The sequence below is a fragment of the Ampullimonas aquatilis genome, from assembly GCF_049675895.1.
Taxonomy (GTDB): Bacteria; Pseudomonadota; Gammaproteobacteria; order Burkholderiales; family Burkholderiaceae_D; genus Ampullimonas; species Ampullimonas aquatilis.
In genome coordinates, this window is record NZ_CP183834.1 from 2,181,099 (window position 1) to 2,199,553 (window position 18,455).

General features: G+C 44.8%; 21 protein-coding genes and 1 tRNA gene. 13 read left to right on the forward strand and 9 right to left on the reverse strand.

The genetic code is table 11. The annotated features are described in order from the left end of the window. The first annotated feature begins 99 nt into the window (after positions 1-99). The 11 genes from ACMYR3_RS10090 (at position 100) to ACMYR3_RS10140 (ending at position 8,587) form a co-directional block, all read left to right on the forward strand. Positions 100-1,311 (forward strand): tyrosine-type recombinase/integrase, encoded by a 1,212-nt coding sequence (locus tag ACMYR3_RS10090; RefSeq protein WP_424191829.1) that lies wholly within the window; start codon positions 100-102, stop codon positions 1,309-1,311. A gap of 154 nt (positions 1,312-1,465) precedes the next feature. Next, positions 1,466-1,666, forward strand: a complete 201-nt coding sequence (locus ACMYR3_RS10095) for a hypothetical protein (protein WP_424191830.1) — start codon at positions 1,466-1,468, stop codon at positions 1,664-1,666. A gap of 108 nt (positions 1,667-1,774) precedes the next feature. Then, a complete protein-coding gene (locus ACMYR3_RS10100; protein WP_424191831.1) occupies positions 1,775-2,140 on the forward strand; it encodes a hypothetical protein in 366 nt (121 codons plus the stop codon). Continuing rightward, on the forward strand, positions 2,133-2,405 hold the full coding sequence (locus ACMYR3_RS10105; protein WP_424191832.1) for a hypothetical protein: 273 nt from the start codon (positions 2,133-2,135) through the stop codon (positions 2,403-2,405). Before ACMYR3_RS10100 ends, ACMYR3_RS10105 begins: the two co-directional genes overlap by 8 nt. A gap of 116 nt (positions 2,406-2,521) precedes the next feature. After that, positions 2,522-3,031: a hypothetical protein gene (locus tag ACMYR3_RS10110; RefSeq protein WP_424191833.1), complete on the forward strand. Its 510-nt coding sequence runs from the start codon at positions 2,522-2,524 to the stop codon at positions 3,029-3,031. Positions 3,032-3,294: 263 nt separating this feature from the next. After that, a complete protein-coding gene (locus ACMYR3_RS10115; protein WP_424191834.1) occupies positions 3,295-3,555 on the forward strand; it encodes a helix-turn-helix transcriptional regulator in 261 nt (86 codons plus the stop codon). A gap of 104 nt (positions 3,556-3,659) precedes the next feature. After that, positions 3,660-3,806 (forward strand): hypothetical protein, encoded by a 147-nt coding sequence (locus ACMYR3_RS10120; RefSeq protein WP_424191835.1) that lies wholly within the window; start codon positions 3,660-3,662, stop codon positions 3,804-3,806. 160 nt (positions 3,807-3,966) lie between these two features. After that, complete coding sequence (locus ACMYR3_RS10125) at positions 3,967-4,218, forward strand: hypothetical protein (protein WP_424191836.1); 252 nt, start codon at positions 3,967-3,969, stop codon at positions 4,216-4,218. Then, the gene (locus ACMYR3_RS10130) at positions 4,215-5,738 is read left to right on the forward strand and encodes a DUF3631 domain-containing protein (RefSeq protein WP_424191837.1); all 1,524 of its coding nucleotides are present in this window, start codon (positions 4,215-4,217) and stop codon (positions 5,736-5,738) included. Before ACMYR3_RS10125 ends, ACMYR3_RS10130 begins: the two co-directional genes overlap by 4 nt. After that, positions 5,735-6,190, forward strand: coding sequence for a hypothetical protein (locus tag ACMYR3_RS10135; protein WP_424191838.1), 456 nt, complete (start codon positions 5,735-5,737; stop codon positions 6,188-6,190). The genes ACMYR3_RS10130 and ACMYR3_RS10135 overlap by 4 nt, the downstream gene beginning before the upstream one ends. After that, complete coding sequence (locus ACMYR3_RS10140) at positions 6,191-8,587, forward strand: phage tail tape measure protein (protein WP_424191839.1); 2,397 nt, start codon at positions 6,191-6,193, stop codon at positions 8,585-8,587. An 882-nt stretch (positions 8,588-9,469) separates the two neighbouring features. Here the strand turns inward: ACMYR3_RS10140 and ACMYR3_RS10145 are convergent. Both ACMYR3_RS10145 and ACMYR3_RS10150 read right to left on the reverse strand, forming a co-directional pair. Further along, positions 9,470-9,979 carry a hypothetical protein gene (locus tag ACMYR3_RS10145; protein WP_424191840.1) on the reverse strand — a complete coding sequence of 170 codons (510 nt, stop codon included), beginning with the start codon at positions 9,977-9,979 and terminating at the stop codon, positions 9,470-9,472. Continuing rightward, entirely contained in the window at positions 9,951-10,046 is a 96-nt protein-coding gene (locus ACMYR3_RS10150) for a zinc-ribbon domain-containing protein (protein ID WP_424191841.1), read from the reverse strand. Before ACMYR3_RS10150 ends, ACMYR3_RS10145 begins: the two co-directional genes overlap by 29 nt. Before the next feature lie 345 nt (positions 10,047-10,391). On the opposite strand from ACMYR3_RS10150, the gene ACMYR3_RS10155 reads away from it, so the two are divergent. After that, positions 10,392-10,467 (forward strand) — tRNA-His (locus tag ACMYR3_RS10155). Positions 10,468-10,688: 221 nt separating this feature from the next. Here ACMYR3_RS10155 and ACMYR3_RS10160 read toward each other — a convergent pair. After that, a complete protein-coding gene (locus ACMYR3_RS10160; RefSeq protein WP_424191842.1) occupies positions 10,689-11,363 on the reverse strand; it encodes a DUF1566 domain-containing protein in 675 nt (224 codons plus the stop codon). 141 nt (positions 11,364-11,504) lie between these two features. Further along, positions 11,505-12,035, reverse strand: coding sequence for a tyrosine-type recombinase/integrase (locus tag ACMYR3_RS10165; RefSeq protein WP_424191843.1), 531 nt, complete (start codon positions 12,033-12,035; stop codon positions 11,505-11,507). 800 nt (positions 12,036-12,835) lie between these two features. On the opposite strand from ACMYR3_RS10165, the gene ACMYR3_RS10170 reads away from it, so the two are divergent. After that, on the forward strand, positions 12,836-13,225 hold the full coding sequence (locus ACMYR3_RS10170) for a hypothetical protein (RefSeq protein WP_424191844.1): 390 nt from the start codon (positions 12,836-12,838) through the stop codon (positions 13,223-13,225). Positions 13,226-13,384: 159 nt separating this feature from the next. On the opposite strand, the gene ACMYR3_RS10175 is transcribed toward ACMYR3_RS10170, so the two are convergent. The 5 genes from ACMYR3_RS10175 to ACMYR3_RS10195 are packed head-to-tail and all read right to left on the reverse strand — an operon-like array spanning position 13,385 to position 18,455. Then, the gene (locus ACMYR3_RS10175; RefSeq protein ID WP_424191845.1) at positions 13,385-15,058 is read right to left on the reverse strand and encodes a putative porin; all 1,674 of its coding nucleotides are present in this window, start codon (positions 15,056-15,058) and stop codon (positions 13,385-13,387) included. Between the two features lie 14 nt (positions 15,059-15,072). Further along, entirely contained in the window at positions 15,073-15,831 is a 759-nt protein-coding gene (locus ACMYR3_RS10180) for a hypothetical protein (RefSeq protein ID WP_424191846.1), read from the reverse strand. Positions 15,832-15,839: 8 nt separating this feature from the next. Next, positions 15,840-16,241, reverse strand: coding sequence for an ExbD/TolR family protein (locus ACMYR3_RS10185; RefSeq protein ID WP_424191847.1), 402 nt, complete (start codon positions 16,239-16,241; stop codon positions 15,840-15,842). 15 nt (positions 16,242-16,256) lie between these two features. After that, on the reverse strand, positions 16,257-16,664 hold the full coding sequence (locus ACMYR3_RS10190; protein ID WP_424191848.1) for an ExbD/TolR family protein: 408 nt from the start codon (positions 16,662-16,664) through the stop codon (positions 16,257-16,259). Between the two features lie 3 nt (positions 16,665-16,667). Next, a complete protein-coding gene (locus ACMYR3_RS10195; RefSeq protein WP_424191849.1) occupies positions 16,668-18,455 on the reverse strand; it encodes a MotA/TolQ/ExbB proton channel family protein in 1,788 nt (595 codons plus the stop codon).

Sequence of the window (18,455 nt, forward strand, 5' to 3'; positions counted from 1 at the left end):
AGCGTCCATTGACATCCACGTTTTTCAAGGGGTATTCTTAGGGGTATTCTGATTTTCGGTAGGGGGTACTTCGAAAATCAGCCTATTTAGGGGGTACTTGTGGCACTTACCGACGCAGCACTACGCAATGCCAAACCAACCGACAAGGCCTATGCCTTGAGGGATGGGGGTAGTCTTTACCTGTGGGTCACGGTGACGGGTTCCAAACTGTGGCGCTGGTCGTATCGGTATGAGGGTAAAGAAAAGCTGATGTCCTTTGGTGCGTACCCCTTGGTCAGTCTGGTGGATGCCCGAACCCTTCGGGATGAAGCCCGCAAACAGCTCAATGCCGGTACCGACCCTATGGCAGAGCGCAAGAATGAGAAGCAAGCCAAAAAGACGGCGGCGGATAACTCTTTTGCCACCATAGCCAAACTTTGGTTTGAGGGCTGGCATATAGCCAAAAGCCCCCGCCATGCTGACTATGTTTGGCGACGGCTTGAGACAGATATTTTTCCTGCCATTGGGTATCGTCCCATTGCAGACATACTGTCCCCCGAGCTGGTCATCATGGTCAAGGCAATTGCCGACAGAGGGGCGCTGGATATTGCCAAACGAGCTCACCAGACAGTCGGACAGATATACAGGTATGCCATTGCTCATGGTTATGCCAGCCGCAACCCAGCCACTGACATTAAACCCAGTGATATTCTGGCCTCTCGCAAGAAAACCAATTACGCCCGCATTGACAGCAAAGACCTGCCCGACCTGCTCCGCAAGATCGAGGGCTATTCAGGTGCAGCCATTACCCGACTGGCCATCAAGCTGATGGCACTGACCTTTGTAAGAACGACCGAGCTCATTGCGGCTGAATGGTCTGAGTTTGATCTTGATGCGGCTCGTTGGGACATTCCAGCCGAACGGATGAAGATGAAAACTCCGCATATCGTCCCCTTGTCTGACCAGGCGGTTGAAATACTGCGTACCCTGCACTTAATCACTGGTCATGGCTGTTTGCTTTTCCCTGGTGAACGCAGCTTTGCCAAACCCATGAGCAATAACACCATCCTCAAGGCATTAGAGCGTATGGGCTACAAAGGCAGGATGACTGGGCATGGTTTTAGGGGCGTGGCATCGACCTTGTTACATGAACAAGGTTTTGACCATGCCCATATCGAATTGCAATTGGCACACCAAGAGCGCAATGCAGTCAGTGCAGCTTATAACCATGCCACTTACTTACAGCCCAGAGCCCAGATGATGCAGCATTGGGCTAACTATTTGGATGGGGTAAAAGGTGGGGCTAAGGTGGTGTCTTTCAGAGCGGCTTGAATAAAGGCGCTTAGGGCAATGGCAATTTATACAAATATAGGCAATTGTCTATAACGTCCATTATGTTAAATTGCTGCATTATTTATAATAATTTGCAGTATTAAGAGATTATTGATATGATGACTACACCAACCTAAGCCACAAAAGGGAATGAATGACCGCAGACGAATTTAAGGCCGCACTTGCAGAGCTGGGATGGAAGCAATCCGATTTTTGTGAGAAGGCAGGCGTGGAACGCAATACCCCAAGCCGATGGTCCAATGATCACACCCCAATACCGGCCTGGGTGCCTGCATTCCTTGGGGCTATGCTGGAAATCAAGCGGCTGCATGCCAAGTATATTGAGCCGCAATAAAGGGTAATACCGCTGTCAGGACGGTTTCCTGACCCATTGAGCGGCTGTAAAGGTGTTGACGCACCAATGCAGCCTAACCACAAACCAAACTTTAGAGGAGTTTGAATCATGGCTGATGCCGATTTTACACAACCCGAAAAAAGCATTGAAGGCCCCGCATGTTCTGAAAGCGTGATGCTTGAACTATGGTACCGAACTCAAGATTCTCTCAACGAAAAAGAGCTGGAATGGTTTGCAGGCGCATCGGATCACGCGTTTAACATGGCCAAGGCATTGAATGGCCTAACCGAAGGAATCGGCTGCAGTATCGGCGGTAATGCCAGCGGCTATTTTAACGAAGACCATAACTTACCTCAGTTGATGTTCGCCATTGCCAACACAGCAGAGACACTGGCAGGACTAATTCGAATATCGAGCGAGGCGAGTTTTCTACTTCGTCGAGTCAACGATAAGAAAGGTGTTCACCATGAGTGAAAATCAATCTTCGGGCGTGGTGTTATCGGATGCACGACTAACAGCTTGTCTTCAAGCAGCATGGGAGCTTGCCTCATTGGCTCGTCAGCTTCCTATCATCGTTCCTCCTCAAGATGATAATGACCATCATTTCGCCGTTAGAGGTATCGCTGCGCGTATAGATCAACTTGCGTCTATATTGATAAGCGGCTTACATGAAGATGAAGAGCTTGTTCCAACCAAAAATTTAAATCGCAACCTGTTTATTCCTGAACTCGTTCTTTAGTAATAATCGCCTACTGTTGCACCCCCTCAGACTAGCTTTAGCGGGCGAAAAGCCGGAACCTTCACCGGCCTGTCTGAGGGACCTTATTTTTTGAAGGATTCGCTTGAAGGAGCGATATGCCAGTAGATGAACGCGGGTTTGATTCAGAAGCCCCCGACCTTGAATCACTTTCTCGTGAAGCACTTTTGCAATTTATTAAGGCTGTAGCTCTAGAAAACTCAAAAATAAAACTCGAAAACCGACTATTAAAAATTGAACTCGATCAGATCAGAACCTTAACAACTGAGAATGGTTTTGACAAAAGTACTATCACCAAGATTAGAAATAAAGTTATTGAAGAGTCGCTAACTAAAATTGGAAAGCAAAAACAAAAAAGAGGTAGGAAGAAAAATTATGATCAAGCTCTCGCTGTTGCTGAACTTCATCGACTCTATGAATTGCTAGACGACAAAAAATTAACTCTAAAAACTTGGCTGCGAAGTGAAATTGAAAAGGACTTTGTTAAATTTGTCGACGGTATAAGTTTAGTAGCCAGAAGTCGGGAAATAGATCGCCTTGTCCAGAAGTACGCCACAGCCATTACTCGATACAAGCAAAACCTTAAAAAAAGCAACTTGCCAAAGTAAAACCATAATTAAAAAACACGCCCGCACCAGCCTCAGCAGCACCAGCGGATAGCATCCGATTTTCAATCCAAGCGGTTTGCATAGATCCCACTCATATAAAAAATGATCGTTACTTAATTTTCTTTGCGTAGATTATTATTATTTTTAATAATCAATAACTTAGTTTATTCGAAATTCGTTTTTTGTAACGCTGCACAAGGCCAAAATGAAACCAATTTCCAGAGAAGCCCGGAGATTACCGATAGTTTCATTTAGGAGCCAGCATGATCGAGCAACAAAGAACAGCATTAACCATACTACGTCGGAAACAAGTCGAGAAAATAACAGGACTTTCAAGATCAACACTCTACGACAAAATTTCCAATGGTACTTGGCCACGACCAATTAGTCTCGGGCTGCGAGCGGTAGGTTTTCCACTCCCCGAAATAGAAGCGATGATTTCGGCATTAATCGCCGGTAAGTCTGAAGAAGAAATTAAAGAGCTTGTCACCAAGCTTGAGGCTGCTCGTAAGAGTTTCGCTTAAGGAGCAGCCAATGACATCAATCAAAAAAGTGGCAATAGCCATGAAGCTGCTGCCAATATCCAATTTGCAATCCCTGGCGAATTTTTGAACGATGGGGGTCAGCAATGAACGATCACTTCAAACAAGCCCACGATTTATCCAAGGTATTGCGCCAGACACAGCAACCCGATTTACGACGCTCGATCATTCACGCCATTCTTGATGCCCTGCGTGCTGGTATCGCCGAACGGAGGTCATATCATGGCAATTGAGAAAATACTGAATTTGCTAGAGGGCGTTAAGCCTTCAGGAAAGCACCGATGGCTTGCACGTTGCCCCAGTCACGGGGATAAGCATCCCAGCCTATCAGTCAAAGAACTGGACGATGGCCGCGTCCTCGTCCACTGCTTTGCGGGTTGCGGAGCTACCGAGGTGTTATCTGCGATTGGGCTAGAGTTCACCGACCTTTACCCTGAAAACGCTCAAGACCATCTCAAACCGGAGCGACGGCCATTTCCTGCAGCCGACATCCTCAAGGCAGTAGGATTTGAAGCATTGGTCGTCATGATGGCAGGCACGGCACTACTCGCAGGCCAGCCATTCAGCCAGATAGATCGGAATCGGCTAACGCTGGCTGTGTCGCGGATTCAAGCTGCCCTTGATTATGCGGGGGTGTCGAAATGAGCCTATCCGACACACAATCATTTTTAGATGCCCAGGCTGAAAAGGTACTCGATACCTTATCTGTAGCCACGCCCGCAAGTGATGATGAAACCCTATGTCGCCTGGCTTTGTTATCCCATATTGAATATGACAAGGTTCGGGATGCCGAGGCTAAACGATTGGGTATTAGAGTCTCAACATTGGATGCAGATGTAATAGCCCGACGCTCTCAATCATCCAGTAAGCAGGACGATTCACCATTCCCAACGATCGCCCCTTGGCCTGATCCAATCCAGCCTGCTGCCTTGCTCGATGAAATCACACGGACGATTCAGCGGTTCATTGTGCTGGAGAAACATCAAGCCCAGATGGCCGCCCTTTGGGTCAGTGCTTGCTGGTTTCTGGATGTGATTCAATGCGCGCCAATTGCCTTGATTAACGCGCCGACCCGAGCTTGCGGTAAGACGCAGTTATTAACCGTGCTAGCCAAGCTGGCACCCCGTACTGCGCAAGCCAGTGGGATCAGCCCGAGCGTGTTATTCAGAATGATTGAAGCGTATCAGCCTACCCTGTTTGTGGACGAGATCGAAACCGTCCTGCAGGACAACTTAGAGCTGATGGGACTCATTAATGCAGGCCATACCCGTGATAGCGCATATGTTTGGCGTAGTGTTCCGCAAGGTGATGATTTTGTCCCTAAGCGTTTCACCGTCTGGGGCATGAAAGCACTCGCAGGGATCAATGCGATCAATTTGGCTGAAACAGTGACCAGTCGCGCTATTGTGTTTGAGCTTCGACGCAAAAAGCAGGATGAACGCGTAGATCGTTTACGCAGGGCTGAGGCCGGTCTATTTGAAACCTTGGCCGCCAAGCTGGCGCGCTTTGCTCAAGACTATCTGCAGCAAGTGGGATCAGTGCGACCTGATTTGCCCGATCAGTTGGGTGATCGTGAGCAGGACAATCTAGAGCCGTTATTACAGGTTGCCTATGTGGCAGGTGATCATTGGCCAGATACCGCCATACAGAGCGCGCTCAAGCTCTCAGGATCAATCCAAACGCCGGTAAGTAGTGCCAATGAATTACTCCAAGATATTTATGAAATATGGTCAGGCAAGTTGGGTAACAAGATGAGTACCGCCGAGCTGATTAGCCTGTTGTGTGCGGATGATGAACGTTCGTGGGGGACCTGGAATCGAGGTAAGCCATTAACCCCCCGTCAGTTATCAAAGAAATTACAGGACTACGGGATTACCTCAAAAACCATTCGCATCAATAGTTATGAAACGGCCAAAGGGTTTGAGCGAGAACAGTTTGATGATGCCTTTGCTCGTTATCTTCTTAGCGTACCCCGAGATTTGCCGTCACAAGGTAACAATAGCCTGGAAGCCAATAACGACGGGCTTTTTCCTGTTACAGATGAAAAAAACGTTACGGTAACAGAAATAGCTGAAGTAACACGCCAACCCGCACCAATACTGGATTGTGACAGTGTTACGGCAAAAACCGGAAACGAGCCAGAAAGAAAGGAGATTGAGGTATGACAGTCGCATCAATCATTCAACAATGCCAAAGCGCGGGGATAGAACTTCGCGCTGAGGGAGACAAGCTCAAGGCCAATGGCAACCCTGACATCCTGGCGCAATTAAAGCCCGAACTACAACGGCATAAAGCTGAAATTTTGATTTATTTAAGTCAGCAACCCGCCAACGAATCAACGATCAACCCCACGCCCTATAGCGAGGCATGGACCGAGACTGAATGTAGTCTCTTCATCTCGAGGTTTTATCTGTTCACTAAGCGGGGCGTGGTGTCAGCCAGGCTTGATGAACTGTGCGAGCAACTGGTAACTCGTGACAGAACTGGAGACGACCGCGCCGCCTGCGCAGAATGTTCTCACTGGCGTGGGCAAGGCTGCCAGGTTTACCGGACCAGGCCACCGGCTGATGTGTTGCATCGGTGTGAGCAATACCTACCAACTTTGAAAGGAATTTAAATGAGCAATGACAACGAATTGAAGGTCAGTATTATTGCTGACACGGGCGCGCTTAAGCCGGGCATGGACAAGGGCGCTGCTGACGTTCGGCAAGCGGCGCAAAGCATGCGTGATGATTTTGCAAGGTTGGCCAGTGAAATGAGGGCTAATACTCAAGCCATCACGACCATGACAAGACAGGTCGCTGAATCGTCAAACGATATGCGCGATTCTTTTGCCAGCAGCACGGAGGGTATTCAAAGATCCATGGAGGCCATGAGCAGCTCTGTCCGTGGCGTGATGAAAGATATAGCGGCGGCATTGAGCATTCATGCCTTTGTTCGTTTGGTGGGAGATGCCATCGACGCAGCCGACAACCTGCATGACTTATCCCAAAAGACCGGCATTAGCGCCGAGACATTGGGCGGTATGGGCTTTGCAGCGGAGCAGGCTGGCGGTGATCTGGAAACCATGTCGTTTGCTGCTAACAAACTCAGCAAAAACATTGTTGCCGCCATGAATGGCACCGGCGAAGCCAAGGAAGCCTTTGACAAAATGGGTGTGTCCATCAAAGATGCCAGCGGTCATGCACGCGGCGCTGATGAAGTCATGGCCGATCTTGCGGACAAGTTTGCGTCATACAAGGATGGCCCTGAAAAAGCCGCGTTGGCGATGGTCATCTTTGGGCGGGCTGGTGCTAACCTGATTCCAGTGCTGGATGATGGCGGCGAGAAGATGCGCCAAAACATTGATTATTACAAACAATATTCAGGCGTCACAACAGACCTTACCAATAAGTCAGATCAGTTCAATGACACGCTTGAGCATATGAACCTGATTTCTAAGTCGTTCGGTGCCATTTTGGCTGACAAGATGCTGCCAACGCTGCAGGGTGTTGCTGATGCGATGCTGGCTGCAAAAGAAAAAACAACGTTATTTCAGACTGCTGCAGATGCTGCAACCACCGTTGTTAAGGGGTTGGCTGTCGGCGGTGTTGGTCTGGCGACCGTATTTAAGGTAGTAGGCGAAACGATTGGTGCAGCTGCTGCTCAGATGTATGCGTTAGCTCATGGTGATTTTTCAATGGCTGCAACCATCGGCAATGATTGGAAGTCCAGCATGCAGACTGCTGCAAGTGATGCGGTGATGCTGATTGACAAAATCATGCACCCAGAAAAATACGTCTCCGCCTCTTCGTCTGGTGGCGGGTCATCTGGCGGCACTGGCACAGCCCCCACAGTCGGCGGCAAAACCAAAAAAGAGAAAGCCGCGCACGAAAAAGAAGGTCCAAAAACCTTCATGGCCTACTACGATGCCGTGCTCGAACAGGAAAAGCTGTTAGCCAGTGAGCGCGATGCCATTCACGGCATGAGTAAACAGGAAGAGGTCGCATATTGGGAAGGCATTCTCAGCAACGCGCAACTGGTCGGCAATGACCGTGTGAAGATTGAAAAAACGGTTGCCAATTTGCAGATTCAGATCCGCAAAGAAGCAGCTATTCGCACTCGTGATCTGGCGGCTGAAGATTTGAAAATTGAGCAGATGACAGCGGTCGGCAAAATTGCCTATGCCCAGGCTCAGGCGCAATCTGAATATGATCTGGGCAAGATCAGCAAACAGGAGTTGCTTGCCCAGCAGCAGACCTACGAACAAGACCTTTACAACATCAAACTGCAAGGGTTGCAACAGCGCCAGGCAGTGCTGGAGAAAGACCCGGAATATAACGCGCTTGAGTTGAAGAAGCTCAAAGAAGAATTGTTGAAGGTCGAGCAGGATTATCAGATCAAGCGGCTCAATCTGGCCACCCAGATACAAAAGGTCAACCCATTTGCAGAGTTCTTTCAAGACTTTCAAAGTGGCATGCAGGGCATTACCCGCAGTGCATTACAAGGCACGCTCACGATTGGCGGTTTTTTCCGTGGCATGGGCGCATCGGTACTTAGCTCAGTAGACAACATGATCGCCAAAACGGTGAGCGGATTTACTCGGGCCGGCGCTGAAATGATTCTTACCGGCAAATCGGTTGCCCTGCAGCAGATTCACACCAATGCAATGGCAGCCGGCGCAGCGGCTTATCAGGCGGTGGTCGGTATTCCAGTGATTGGCCCTGCCTTGGCGCCACCAGCGGCGGCAGTTGCGTATGCGGGCACGATGGCATTTGCCAGCTTCTCCGCAGAGGGCGGTTACGACATCCCAGCAGGCATGAACCCAATCACCCAGCTTCACCAAAAAGAGATGGTCCTGCCCGCCGAGCACGCCGACACCATTCGTAATCTGGCGGGAGGTGGTGGTGCTAATTCCGCCCCGAGAGAGGTGGTTTTTAAAGGCCAGCACGTAGGACAGGACTTTTTTATGATGCACAAAAATGAAATTAAAAATGTGATCAAGTCATTGAATCGTAACTTTGAATTGCGGTGATATATGGACAACAAAATTTTGCAGTTCCCATCCAGTGAAGTCAGGGAATGGAGTAAGTTGGAAGCTGAATTGCGTGTTCTCTTTCGTAGCTATAACGCATCAGATGAGCTTATAGAAAGGGTTTGCCATGAGATGAAGCTAATTTTTATGGAGCACAACAAGAACTTAGCTTTACCAGGTACCACGCCCCCTGAGGTGATTTATTCAATCAGGAGGTATATTTTTGATATGTTTATGGGATTGTTTCAGGAAATACTTGTGTTACAGATCAGGCTGTATAACCTGGGGGATAGGTAATTTGAAGGTGTCTAATATAAGCTATCTTGGTTAGCACGACGCTGGTTAGCAAGGAAGTTAGCGCAAAACGCACACTAACGAACTGGTTACCAAGAGCTCGGTTACCAACTCGGTTACCACGGAAAAGGCGGTATCCAAAGATATGGTATCCACTTGGTATCCACGGAAATGAAGCCGACAAGCATCAATAGAATGGCAAAAGAGCTGCTTGATCACGGCAAGATTACGGCAAGATTACGGCAAGATTGGGGCAAGATTGGGGCAAGTCTCTTTTACTCAAAGCACCCCAAGATTACCCCAAGACTTAGGCATGAAGAACATCGAGATCACTTCAATATATTGATCTAACAACTACAAGATTACTACAAGTCTAGTCGTCCAACTCAACGCGAAAGTCGCAACGACAATCAACCCTATGGCATCCACCTAATTATATTTTTCCTCCCCACGCTTGAAAGGCCGCGAGTACATTTTTAATGGCTACCTTTTCTTGCGGAGTGATTACTCTGTCATCTTGATATTTGCTGCCTTCGTAGCGAATTTTTGCAACTTTTGATTTGGCAATTTCTTCAATTGCGTCAAGTTCTATAAAAGTAATCGCATCATCTGACCACTCCCAAATCTCACTGTTATTGTCACCTTTTCAATAAATAACCAACTCTCAGCGTGGTAAATCATTTTTAGCCTTATATGAGGCTTGCCATCTGCAGAACGTGAAAGATAGATTGAGAAATTGTTTTGCCCGAGATTTTTTGGTGTACTTTTGTCGAAATAGAAAACGGATTGCCCTATATCGTCGACTTCTTTTCTTAGTTTTTTAACTTCTGGGGTGTTCTCCGCTTCCTTAAAGGATATGTCCTTAGTGAAAGCAAGGAGTGGTATCTGTGCGTCTGACGAATTACTCGAGCCAGCTTTAGGCGCACTTGATAGCGTTGGCGCAGTTGGACGATTATCAACAGCTACGCTGGGTGGGGTGGCCACTTCGCTTCTATTCATTCCAATAAATCCATTGATTATGGCGATCCCAAAAATAACGGTAAAAAACCAGGTAATTAGGCTGGTCTTTTTAGGTCTTTTTAGGTCTTTTTGCGCCACATTGAGGGCATGAAACTGCCTTGTTGCTAATTGCTGAGCCACATTCTTTGCATTTGATGAGTGCCATATTTTTGACTTGTGGAATAAAAATTGATTAAGTAAGCCACATAATAAATCAATACAATGGCTTTAGTCGCGGCTCATCAACTTAAGTCAAACAGGGGTAACATTTTTAGAAGCCATTTGTACCGAGCAGTAACCACGCCCAGATAAACTATAGATACCCCTACCAAAGTTTTTCAGGGGGTATTATTGGGGGTACTTTATAAAAACAACAAAACTATTTTGTTCATAATCAATTAGTTAGTCTAATTTTATGAAAGACCCTCTCCCGCCAGTAATGCATTTGCAGAGTTTTATCGCTTTTTTCTTTAAAATGAACAAAGTTTCTGTATAATTGCGTCTCTTCATGGTGGCTGTAGCTCAGCTGGTAGAGTCCCGGATTGTGATTCCGGTAGTCGTGGGTTCGAGTCCCATCAGCCACCCCATCAATATTGGCTCTACGCCAGATTCAATAAAAGCATCTTGGGATATTCACCATTTTTTGGGAAATACCACATTAACTTAAGATGCCTTGAGCAACTACATCGCTTAATTTAACCACGATTACTCACTTGAGTAACTCAAAAATGCTCTGCTGAGTAAATTCTACGAGTCTGAAATTTGCCGATAATAACTCGTAGATTAGGTATGTAAAAAGTCCTTACTGTCAGTTTTCGCTAACTCGCTTCTTAGAAGCCAATCCGAGCATAACAATACCACTCACCATGAGGCCAACAGGTGCAGGAATAGGCACGGCAGCGACGTCACCAGCACGAACCGCCCAAGCAGAACTCCAGTAGTAGTTTTTTCCGCTTTGAGATTGATTATCCCAGGACATATAATAAAAATATGCATCTTCTTGATTATTACTTACGCTGATATTCGTCCAATAGGTAGGCACGAAGGGTGAGCCCGGAATATATGTAGCTTGTACATTAATAAATGGACCTATATTTGTCACATCAAATGGAAAGTATGGCGTAGATAGTTCTGAATTTCTCAAGTGAGCCATTTCATTTTTTTCACATCCAGAATAAACCTCAAAACAAGCATCACTTGAATTCGGTAATCTCCAATCATTAAACCCCAAATAATTTGCTTTGTTCATGGCAGCGATCCATTGCTGAGCAGTATTCCAGTGCATATATCCATGTGGATCAATTCCTGATACCCCAAAAGTATTCGTTGCTGAAAGATTGGCATTTGCTAACCAAGTAAGATTGATATCCGTATCATAGACAGCTTGCCCATTCAGTCGAGTCACCAAAGTAGCAAATGCAGAATGAGGTATTAAGCTTAGAAAAACTAGCAGTAGCGAAAAGCACAGTTTAGATAGTTTCATGATTGAATATTTTAATTAAGTTAAGCAGCCAGTATTCCTTGAGTGGCCCACCAGTTAATTCAATCAAATTAAAGTTACAGCCTCATGACAATATAAGGCTTTATATCTTTAATGAAGTTGAAACGCGAATAATTAATATATTTAACCGGCAGGCGTAGCTTTCCTAACTCGCCTTCGATCATAGGTTCTTTCAACTGTGGCACGGTTTTTATGCCCTGTACCCAGAGTGGAATCTTCACCTCGCGCTTCTTTATCGGTCACATACTTCGCGCGTAGATCATGGAAGTGAAACCGCTCCCCGCCTTGCTTTGCATAGGCGACTTGCAAGCGATTCCATATGGCCTTAAATCCAGAGTCTGTATAGGCGTGACCACTTTGATTCGAGAACACCATCATGCTAGATGTTTTGCGCAAAATTGCTTTCACTTGATCAACACAGGCTCGCAGTTTGGTTGACCAATCCATTTGAATCGTAATTGGTATTTCACCGCGCTTAATTTTTTGGGGCTTGAACTGAATGCCTGAGTCTGTAATTTGAGAGGCATGAAGCTTTAAAATGTCCTGACGACGCTGACCAGTCAGCCAAGCAAACTCGGCAATCAAAGCGACTAAATAATAACTACCTCCCATCGACTTAGCTAATGCCATCAAATCTTCGACTTCCCAATCCATAACTAGACGCGTTCTAGGCGTTTCTTTATTACGTCTGACACTCTTGCAAGGATTACTGATCTTAAATTATATTGATCTTTGATTGTGATTCCGGTAGTCGTGGGTTCGAGTCCCATCAGCCACCCCAAATCCCCCGTACATCATTTCTTATCAGCAAGCTCACACCAATCCTAGCCCTGTGGTAACAAAGTTGGCATACCTTTTGGGATGCATTTCCCTAAAATGCTGCCATGAAAGGGTCCCCTACGAATGGTGAAGGAAAAAGGGTTATCGTTAACTAAAAGTAACTATTGGACATATCAGAAGCGCCCTCCCAGTAATACCTTCAGCACGACTACCAGCACAAGCCCGCCTAACGCGCTACTTTGGCACTGAACCCCTGAAGCTAACAAGGCGACTGCTCAGCCCAATGCTCATTACCTTAACGGCCACATATTAAGTGCGCCAATCATGGAAGTTGGAATATCCCTGCTTTGCCTAGCATAGGTCATCCGATAATAGACTCCAGAAGACTCTGAACCAGAAGCAAGATACCGACTCAATTTCTCATTAAATTGAAATAGTAGTGGGTTCATAGAAATGGATTGGTTTCATTCAATCTCATCATCCTTTTTAGCGGCGAAAAAGCAGAGACCTTATCTTAAGAAGGTTTCTGATAAATATTTAGATTCTCTCAAGATATTTTTAGCCAGCGACTTCAAATAAATTTCACATTAGTGAAATACATTCTAATTACTGACATGCACAGCAGGAATCACTGTCAGTTTATTGACGACAACATTCAATCAGATGAGGGTAATATGAAGAAGAAAGCAATCACCATTTCCGTTCTTGCATTATTGAATGGATTGAGTTCAACTAGTCATGCATTATCACCAAAATCCAAAAATCTTATTTCTGGCGAAACTCTTTCGACCATTCAAAATTCACAAGCCAAGTCTGGCCATGAAGTACAGTCAATGACTGAAGAAGCCACCTTAGCTTTTATTGACAAGGACACATTGGGAATGAATCCATTGTTAACCAGGTGTTCAAGCCTTGTTGCATCCATTGCCAGTTTGCCTGCATATACAATTCACGAAGCATCTTCGACATCGACGCAATCCACCATATTCAAAACAACACTATCCGACATTGAGCCCACATTAATGAACGTTCTTTCCCGTAAAAATGGAGAATTACGATTGTAGAAGCGCTAATTTCAATACACCAAATAAACGTTTATTTGGTGTAATCGTTACATAGACAAATATATTCTTGCGGCCTTGCTAGCACTGGAGGGCGTCTCCGATTCGGAAAATCCAATCATCACTAGTCAGTTTAAATAGATAAAAATTTTTGAAAATTCCTCAAAATTTCAAATTCATATCTACTTGCAATATATCTATTGCCAACGGTGGTCCTGTAATTTCATCGCTACTTAACCAACGCAATGTTAATAATGAATTATCCTTAACAGCGTAAGTGCCTCCAAGGATATATCCTTTTGCATTGGTTCCGCCCAGATGAAACTCTGTATCTGTAAATGCATCAAGCACCGCATCTGCACCTAAATAACGATAGCTACCAAAGAGTTGCCAGTCTCCTTGCTTCGATGGCTGTAAATCTCCCAAACCTAATTTAAGAAAATAACCTGTGGTTTGGCTATCTACATTAAACCCACTGCGGGCCTTGACGGCATCTGTATTCCAACCAATATTTCTTACCCAGTCAGCGCTTAGAAACACATATTTTCCACCTTGAACAGGGACATCAGCCGTTGCCGTCATATCAAGTAGTCGATAATTTCCAGCAAGTGCGTAAAGAGCCGACGCTGGATCAGTACTAGAAACTCTGATGTTATAAAGCGTATTGCCTTTCTGTAAATATGTCGGCGCACTATTATCATTGATATGCAAATCTGTATCATTTCGCATACCAGTAACGTTCTGGTATCCATACCAAGCTAGCCCCCAGCGTAGATGAGAATCACCATGTGTCCACTCACTGCCTACTTGTGCTCCAAATAACCATTTATCATGATTAGAGTTTGCTAGTTCCTGTAATGGAAACAGCCCTACCAAAGCATATGGCGCTACAGTATTGGATAATGATTTTTGATACCGCATAGCCACTCCATCAAAACCAAGATCAGGAGCCCAGATCAACTCTGTGGATAGAAATGGATTTGCGATTCGACCACCCCAAAAATCAACATGATCATTTACCCGCCAATGCATCCAGGCGCGATCCAGTTGCATTTGATACCGCCCACCGTAGCTACCCAAAGTCTGATTTGAAGAAATAGGATCTGTATTAATGCTCGTACTCAAACGTAATTTGATATCAACGTCTTTGGTGACATTGATGCTGGTTCCTAATCTGGCTCTCAACATCAGTCGGTCGCGCTCAGGGGAAACATTTTCTGCTCCATCGGTATAGAGGAAAGGATTATTGATCGCCTCAGTTCCGGCCAGATTTATTGCCTGATAATTTTTGATATTGGTACTGTTATTTTTACCGAACTGCTCACCCTGAAAGCGTAACCTCATATCTCCCTCCCACGAAAAATGGTCTACCCACTCGGGTACGGCACCCGGTGTAGCCCAACCTTCTCTATGTGCCTGTGCTATTACTTCATTACGGATATCTTCTCTCAACTGTTGCTTAACAATCTCGGGAACATATTGAACATGTGCAGATGGAACAGAAGGAATTGATGTTGCAGGGGCTATTTTCAGCGATAAAGGATCAATGAGTTGTTCTGACTTTTTATTTTGCAACAATGCACGAGCTTGGGCTTGCTGCATAAGTTCTCCAGCCTTTTCTCTCGAAAGCAATCCCTGCTCTACTAAAGCATTTACCAACGCCATAGCGAGTTCTCGTCCTTGATCACCACTCTGTTGGTCAGCAAATGCGGGAATACATATAGTGAACACCGTCATAAAAAATCCTGACATACCGATCCATCGAAAGAAGCACCCTTTGATGACGCTCTTCATATTGATAAATTGGATTTTATTCATAGTAATGTTGTTCATCATAATCATAAGGATCGCTAAGGGGTTGATGATGTCAGATTAGTAATACGCATAACCACCGGCTGGGGTAATCCAAGTGGCGGAGTCTCCGCTACTCGCATTAATTTACGCAGAGTTAGCTCTAGGTCATTGCAGTGATCAGTAGATTTTGTTACGACACCTTCGTTTCGGCTATTCACATCAGTTGTTGAAACCTCTATACGCTCCATACTTCCATCTGTACTCAACCAAACACGAACCATGCAACCATAATTACTGCTACGCAATTCAGTCTGTTTTCCTAATCGCTCCTGAAGCTGTCTCTGCAATCGGTTTACATATAGATCCCATTGCATCCGCCCTCCAGATCCAGCATTGTTAAGACCTAGAATTTGCGTTCCATACTCCTGGCTAATCGTCCCTGTAGCAATATCACCAACATCTGTTCCTGCTTCGCCTTCCATGCGTAATTGGCGGGCATCATTCGGTGTTGGATTAGAACTCTTCAGCTGTGGTACTTCCAACGCAGAGACTGGACTAGGAGACAAAGCAGACGTAGTTTCCTTTTTTGGTTGCTCAATAAGTTTGGGTAAAGGATGAGGTAGATCAGGTTCCAACGTCATTTTTGTGTATTGCCGAGGTCTAGTATTGGATGCGTGTTCACTACCTTTAAAAAATCGCATAACCAGGAAAACTGCAACAATAAGCAAGACAATCCAGCTGATATTCAATATACGCAAAGTCCAACGGATAAATCCACTCTTTTCTCCTTCCGTCAGCAACGCACCAGTTTCCACAATTCACCTCAAGTACCGATACGAGCAGTAACCAAGCCCATGTTGACGTGCAACCTATCGCATAGATCTATTAAGATCATTACTTGCTCATATTGATTACTACGATTCCCCTTGATCAAAACATGAATCTGACTGTCACGCTCACGTAAATTAACCAGTGCTGTCTCAAGTTCAAACCGTGTCTTTCCTGCTCCATCCAGGAACAATTGGCCTTTCTCATTCATTTGAATGACGTGAGGAGGGGATTTTTCAACCTGGGTGGTTTTACTAGGTTTTGGAAGATTAATATTTAATCCCTGAATGGATGCTGTAGTCATAATTATGAATACAACCAATAAGACATATGCCAGATCGAGCATTGGCGTAACATTGATCGTGTCATAAAGTGATGAATTATTTTTAATCTGCATTTTAATAATAGACTTTTAACTCTGTCGGCGTGTAGCTAAACCAATTTGTGTGATGCTTAAATGTTTAAGCACCTCCATAATGTCCATCACTATTGCGTAAGATGCCTGTGAATCACCTCTGAAGACTACTGGAAAGTTAGGATTCAACGATTTACGAATCTGCAGTTGATTGGCCAATTGTTCTAGAGTGACTGGATTTGCATTGAGATATATTTGCCCATCGCGAGTAACAGTAATCGCTTGAGTCTTATGACTGTCCAGATTGTTAGCGGCTGTGCTGGCTGGCATATTTATCCGAACACCCTGAATTGAAACAGTCGTAAGAATGATAAAAATGACTAACAATACATAAGCAAGATCGAGCATTGGTGTGATATTGATATCACTATAGGCAATATGTTTACTACGAGACTTCATCATCATTTATTAAATGGTATAAATTTCAGCGATGCATGGAATAAATTCATCGACAAACATATCCATCTCGTCAACTAAATTTTGTATTCTTGATGATAGCCAGTTATAAGCAAACAAAGATGGAATGGCCACTGACAGGCCAGCCACTGTAGCCAACAAAGCAGCCGCTATACCTGGTGCAATGGCGTTAATATTTACATCACCGGCTGCAGCAATAGCAGCAAATGTAATCATCACACCCATTACGGTACCCAGTAATCCAATAAATGGTCCACCTGAAATAGCAATGGAGAGTAATACCATACGAGCATTCAATCGATGAGTTTGTCTCGTTTTCTCAGAATCGACAAAAGCCCTGATTGCCACAATAGACTGCGGAGATAAAACCATACGTAATCCAGATTTGGTAGTTTTACCTGAATTACGTCGACTCAGCTCACGAAAGCCAACCTGATATAGCTTCATTAAAGTACTGTCAGCTAGTTCCCGAACATCTTTTGGTTTTAATTCAGCCAATTTCTGTCCATCAAGTGCACTTTGAAACCAATCAAGAAAATCAGCATTAGCGCGTGTCACTCGCTTGACTAAATAGACTCTATTCAGCATAACAAATATGGCAATAATCAGCATTAGCATCAGTAACGCAATGACGATCCATGCATCAGTTGTCAGGTTTGAAATCAAGATGCTGAAATAGTTATGTCCCTCTGATGAAGCATCCTCATCTGTTAAAACAGTGATCAATCGCGAATCTGGTTTCTGAGCCAATACCGTTGCATGAACCCAGTCTGAAGAGCGAACTTCATCCGATAATTCGACTTGATCTATTAATCCAACCAGCCCGGTACCCAATCGAACTTCGGAATTTACATCTGGCAATGATGCTTTAGCTTGCGCTACACTTTGTCCATCAACATAGAGTACGGCTCGTCCTGAACCGATAGAAACACCCAAATGATGCCAAGTCTGTGCTTGTATTTGTCCGCCAACTATATCAATTGGTAACCCATGTGCCTCTATATGGACATGCAATTGACCATCTTTAATTTCCACTCGCAATCCCTGATCCTTGGCTCGTTGCTCATAAATAATGGCTGGTCGACTTATATCAGAAAGCTTAATCCAAACAAACAAAGTTAAAGCGCCGTCATTTTTCAATTGCAGTACATCAGCATGAGGTAACACAATTGGTGCTTCTTGTAAGGCGGCCGCATTTCCCAATATACCGGCTTGATCAAGCTTGGGTATATCGGATATATCATTGTGATATATGCTGGTGTCGTGTTGCCCAGATCCATCGAATGAAAGCACTGCCACATGATGTTCATCATAAATTGCACTTTTAGCGTTTATTTTTTCTGCCTCTCCTTGGATATCTGTTTTCAGACGGTCTGCCTGTAAATCAAGTGTCAGTTGTGGATCTTTTGAGGATAATGTTGGAATTTTTATCCATAACAATCCCAACTCATTTAATGGGTCCCATCTTTCGATATGAATTGGGATTTCATCATGCCCATTTTGAGAAAAAACACTTAAATCTTTACCATCATCGCGCACATCAAAAAAATCAAAATTCCCACTATGTAATCTGAGTGGTATAACTAATCCAGTTAGTGGTTCGCTTAACTTCAATCCACTTGATTCGAAATCAATTTTTATCTTATGCTCGACCAGGGTTTCCTTATCTGCGAATGCCGTTGGCATCACGATAAAAGTAAAAAACAAAATCAGCAAACCTTGTCTAATCAATTTCTCAGCATAAGACGTGGCCGAAAATAAACAATACTTTAATAACAT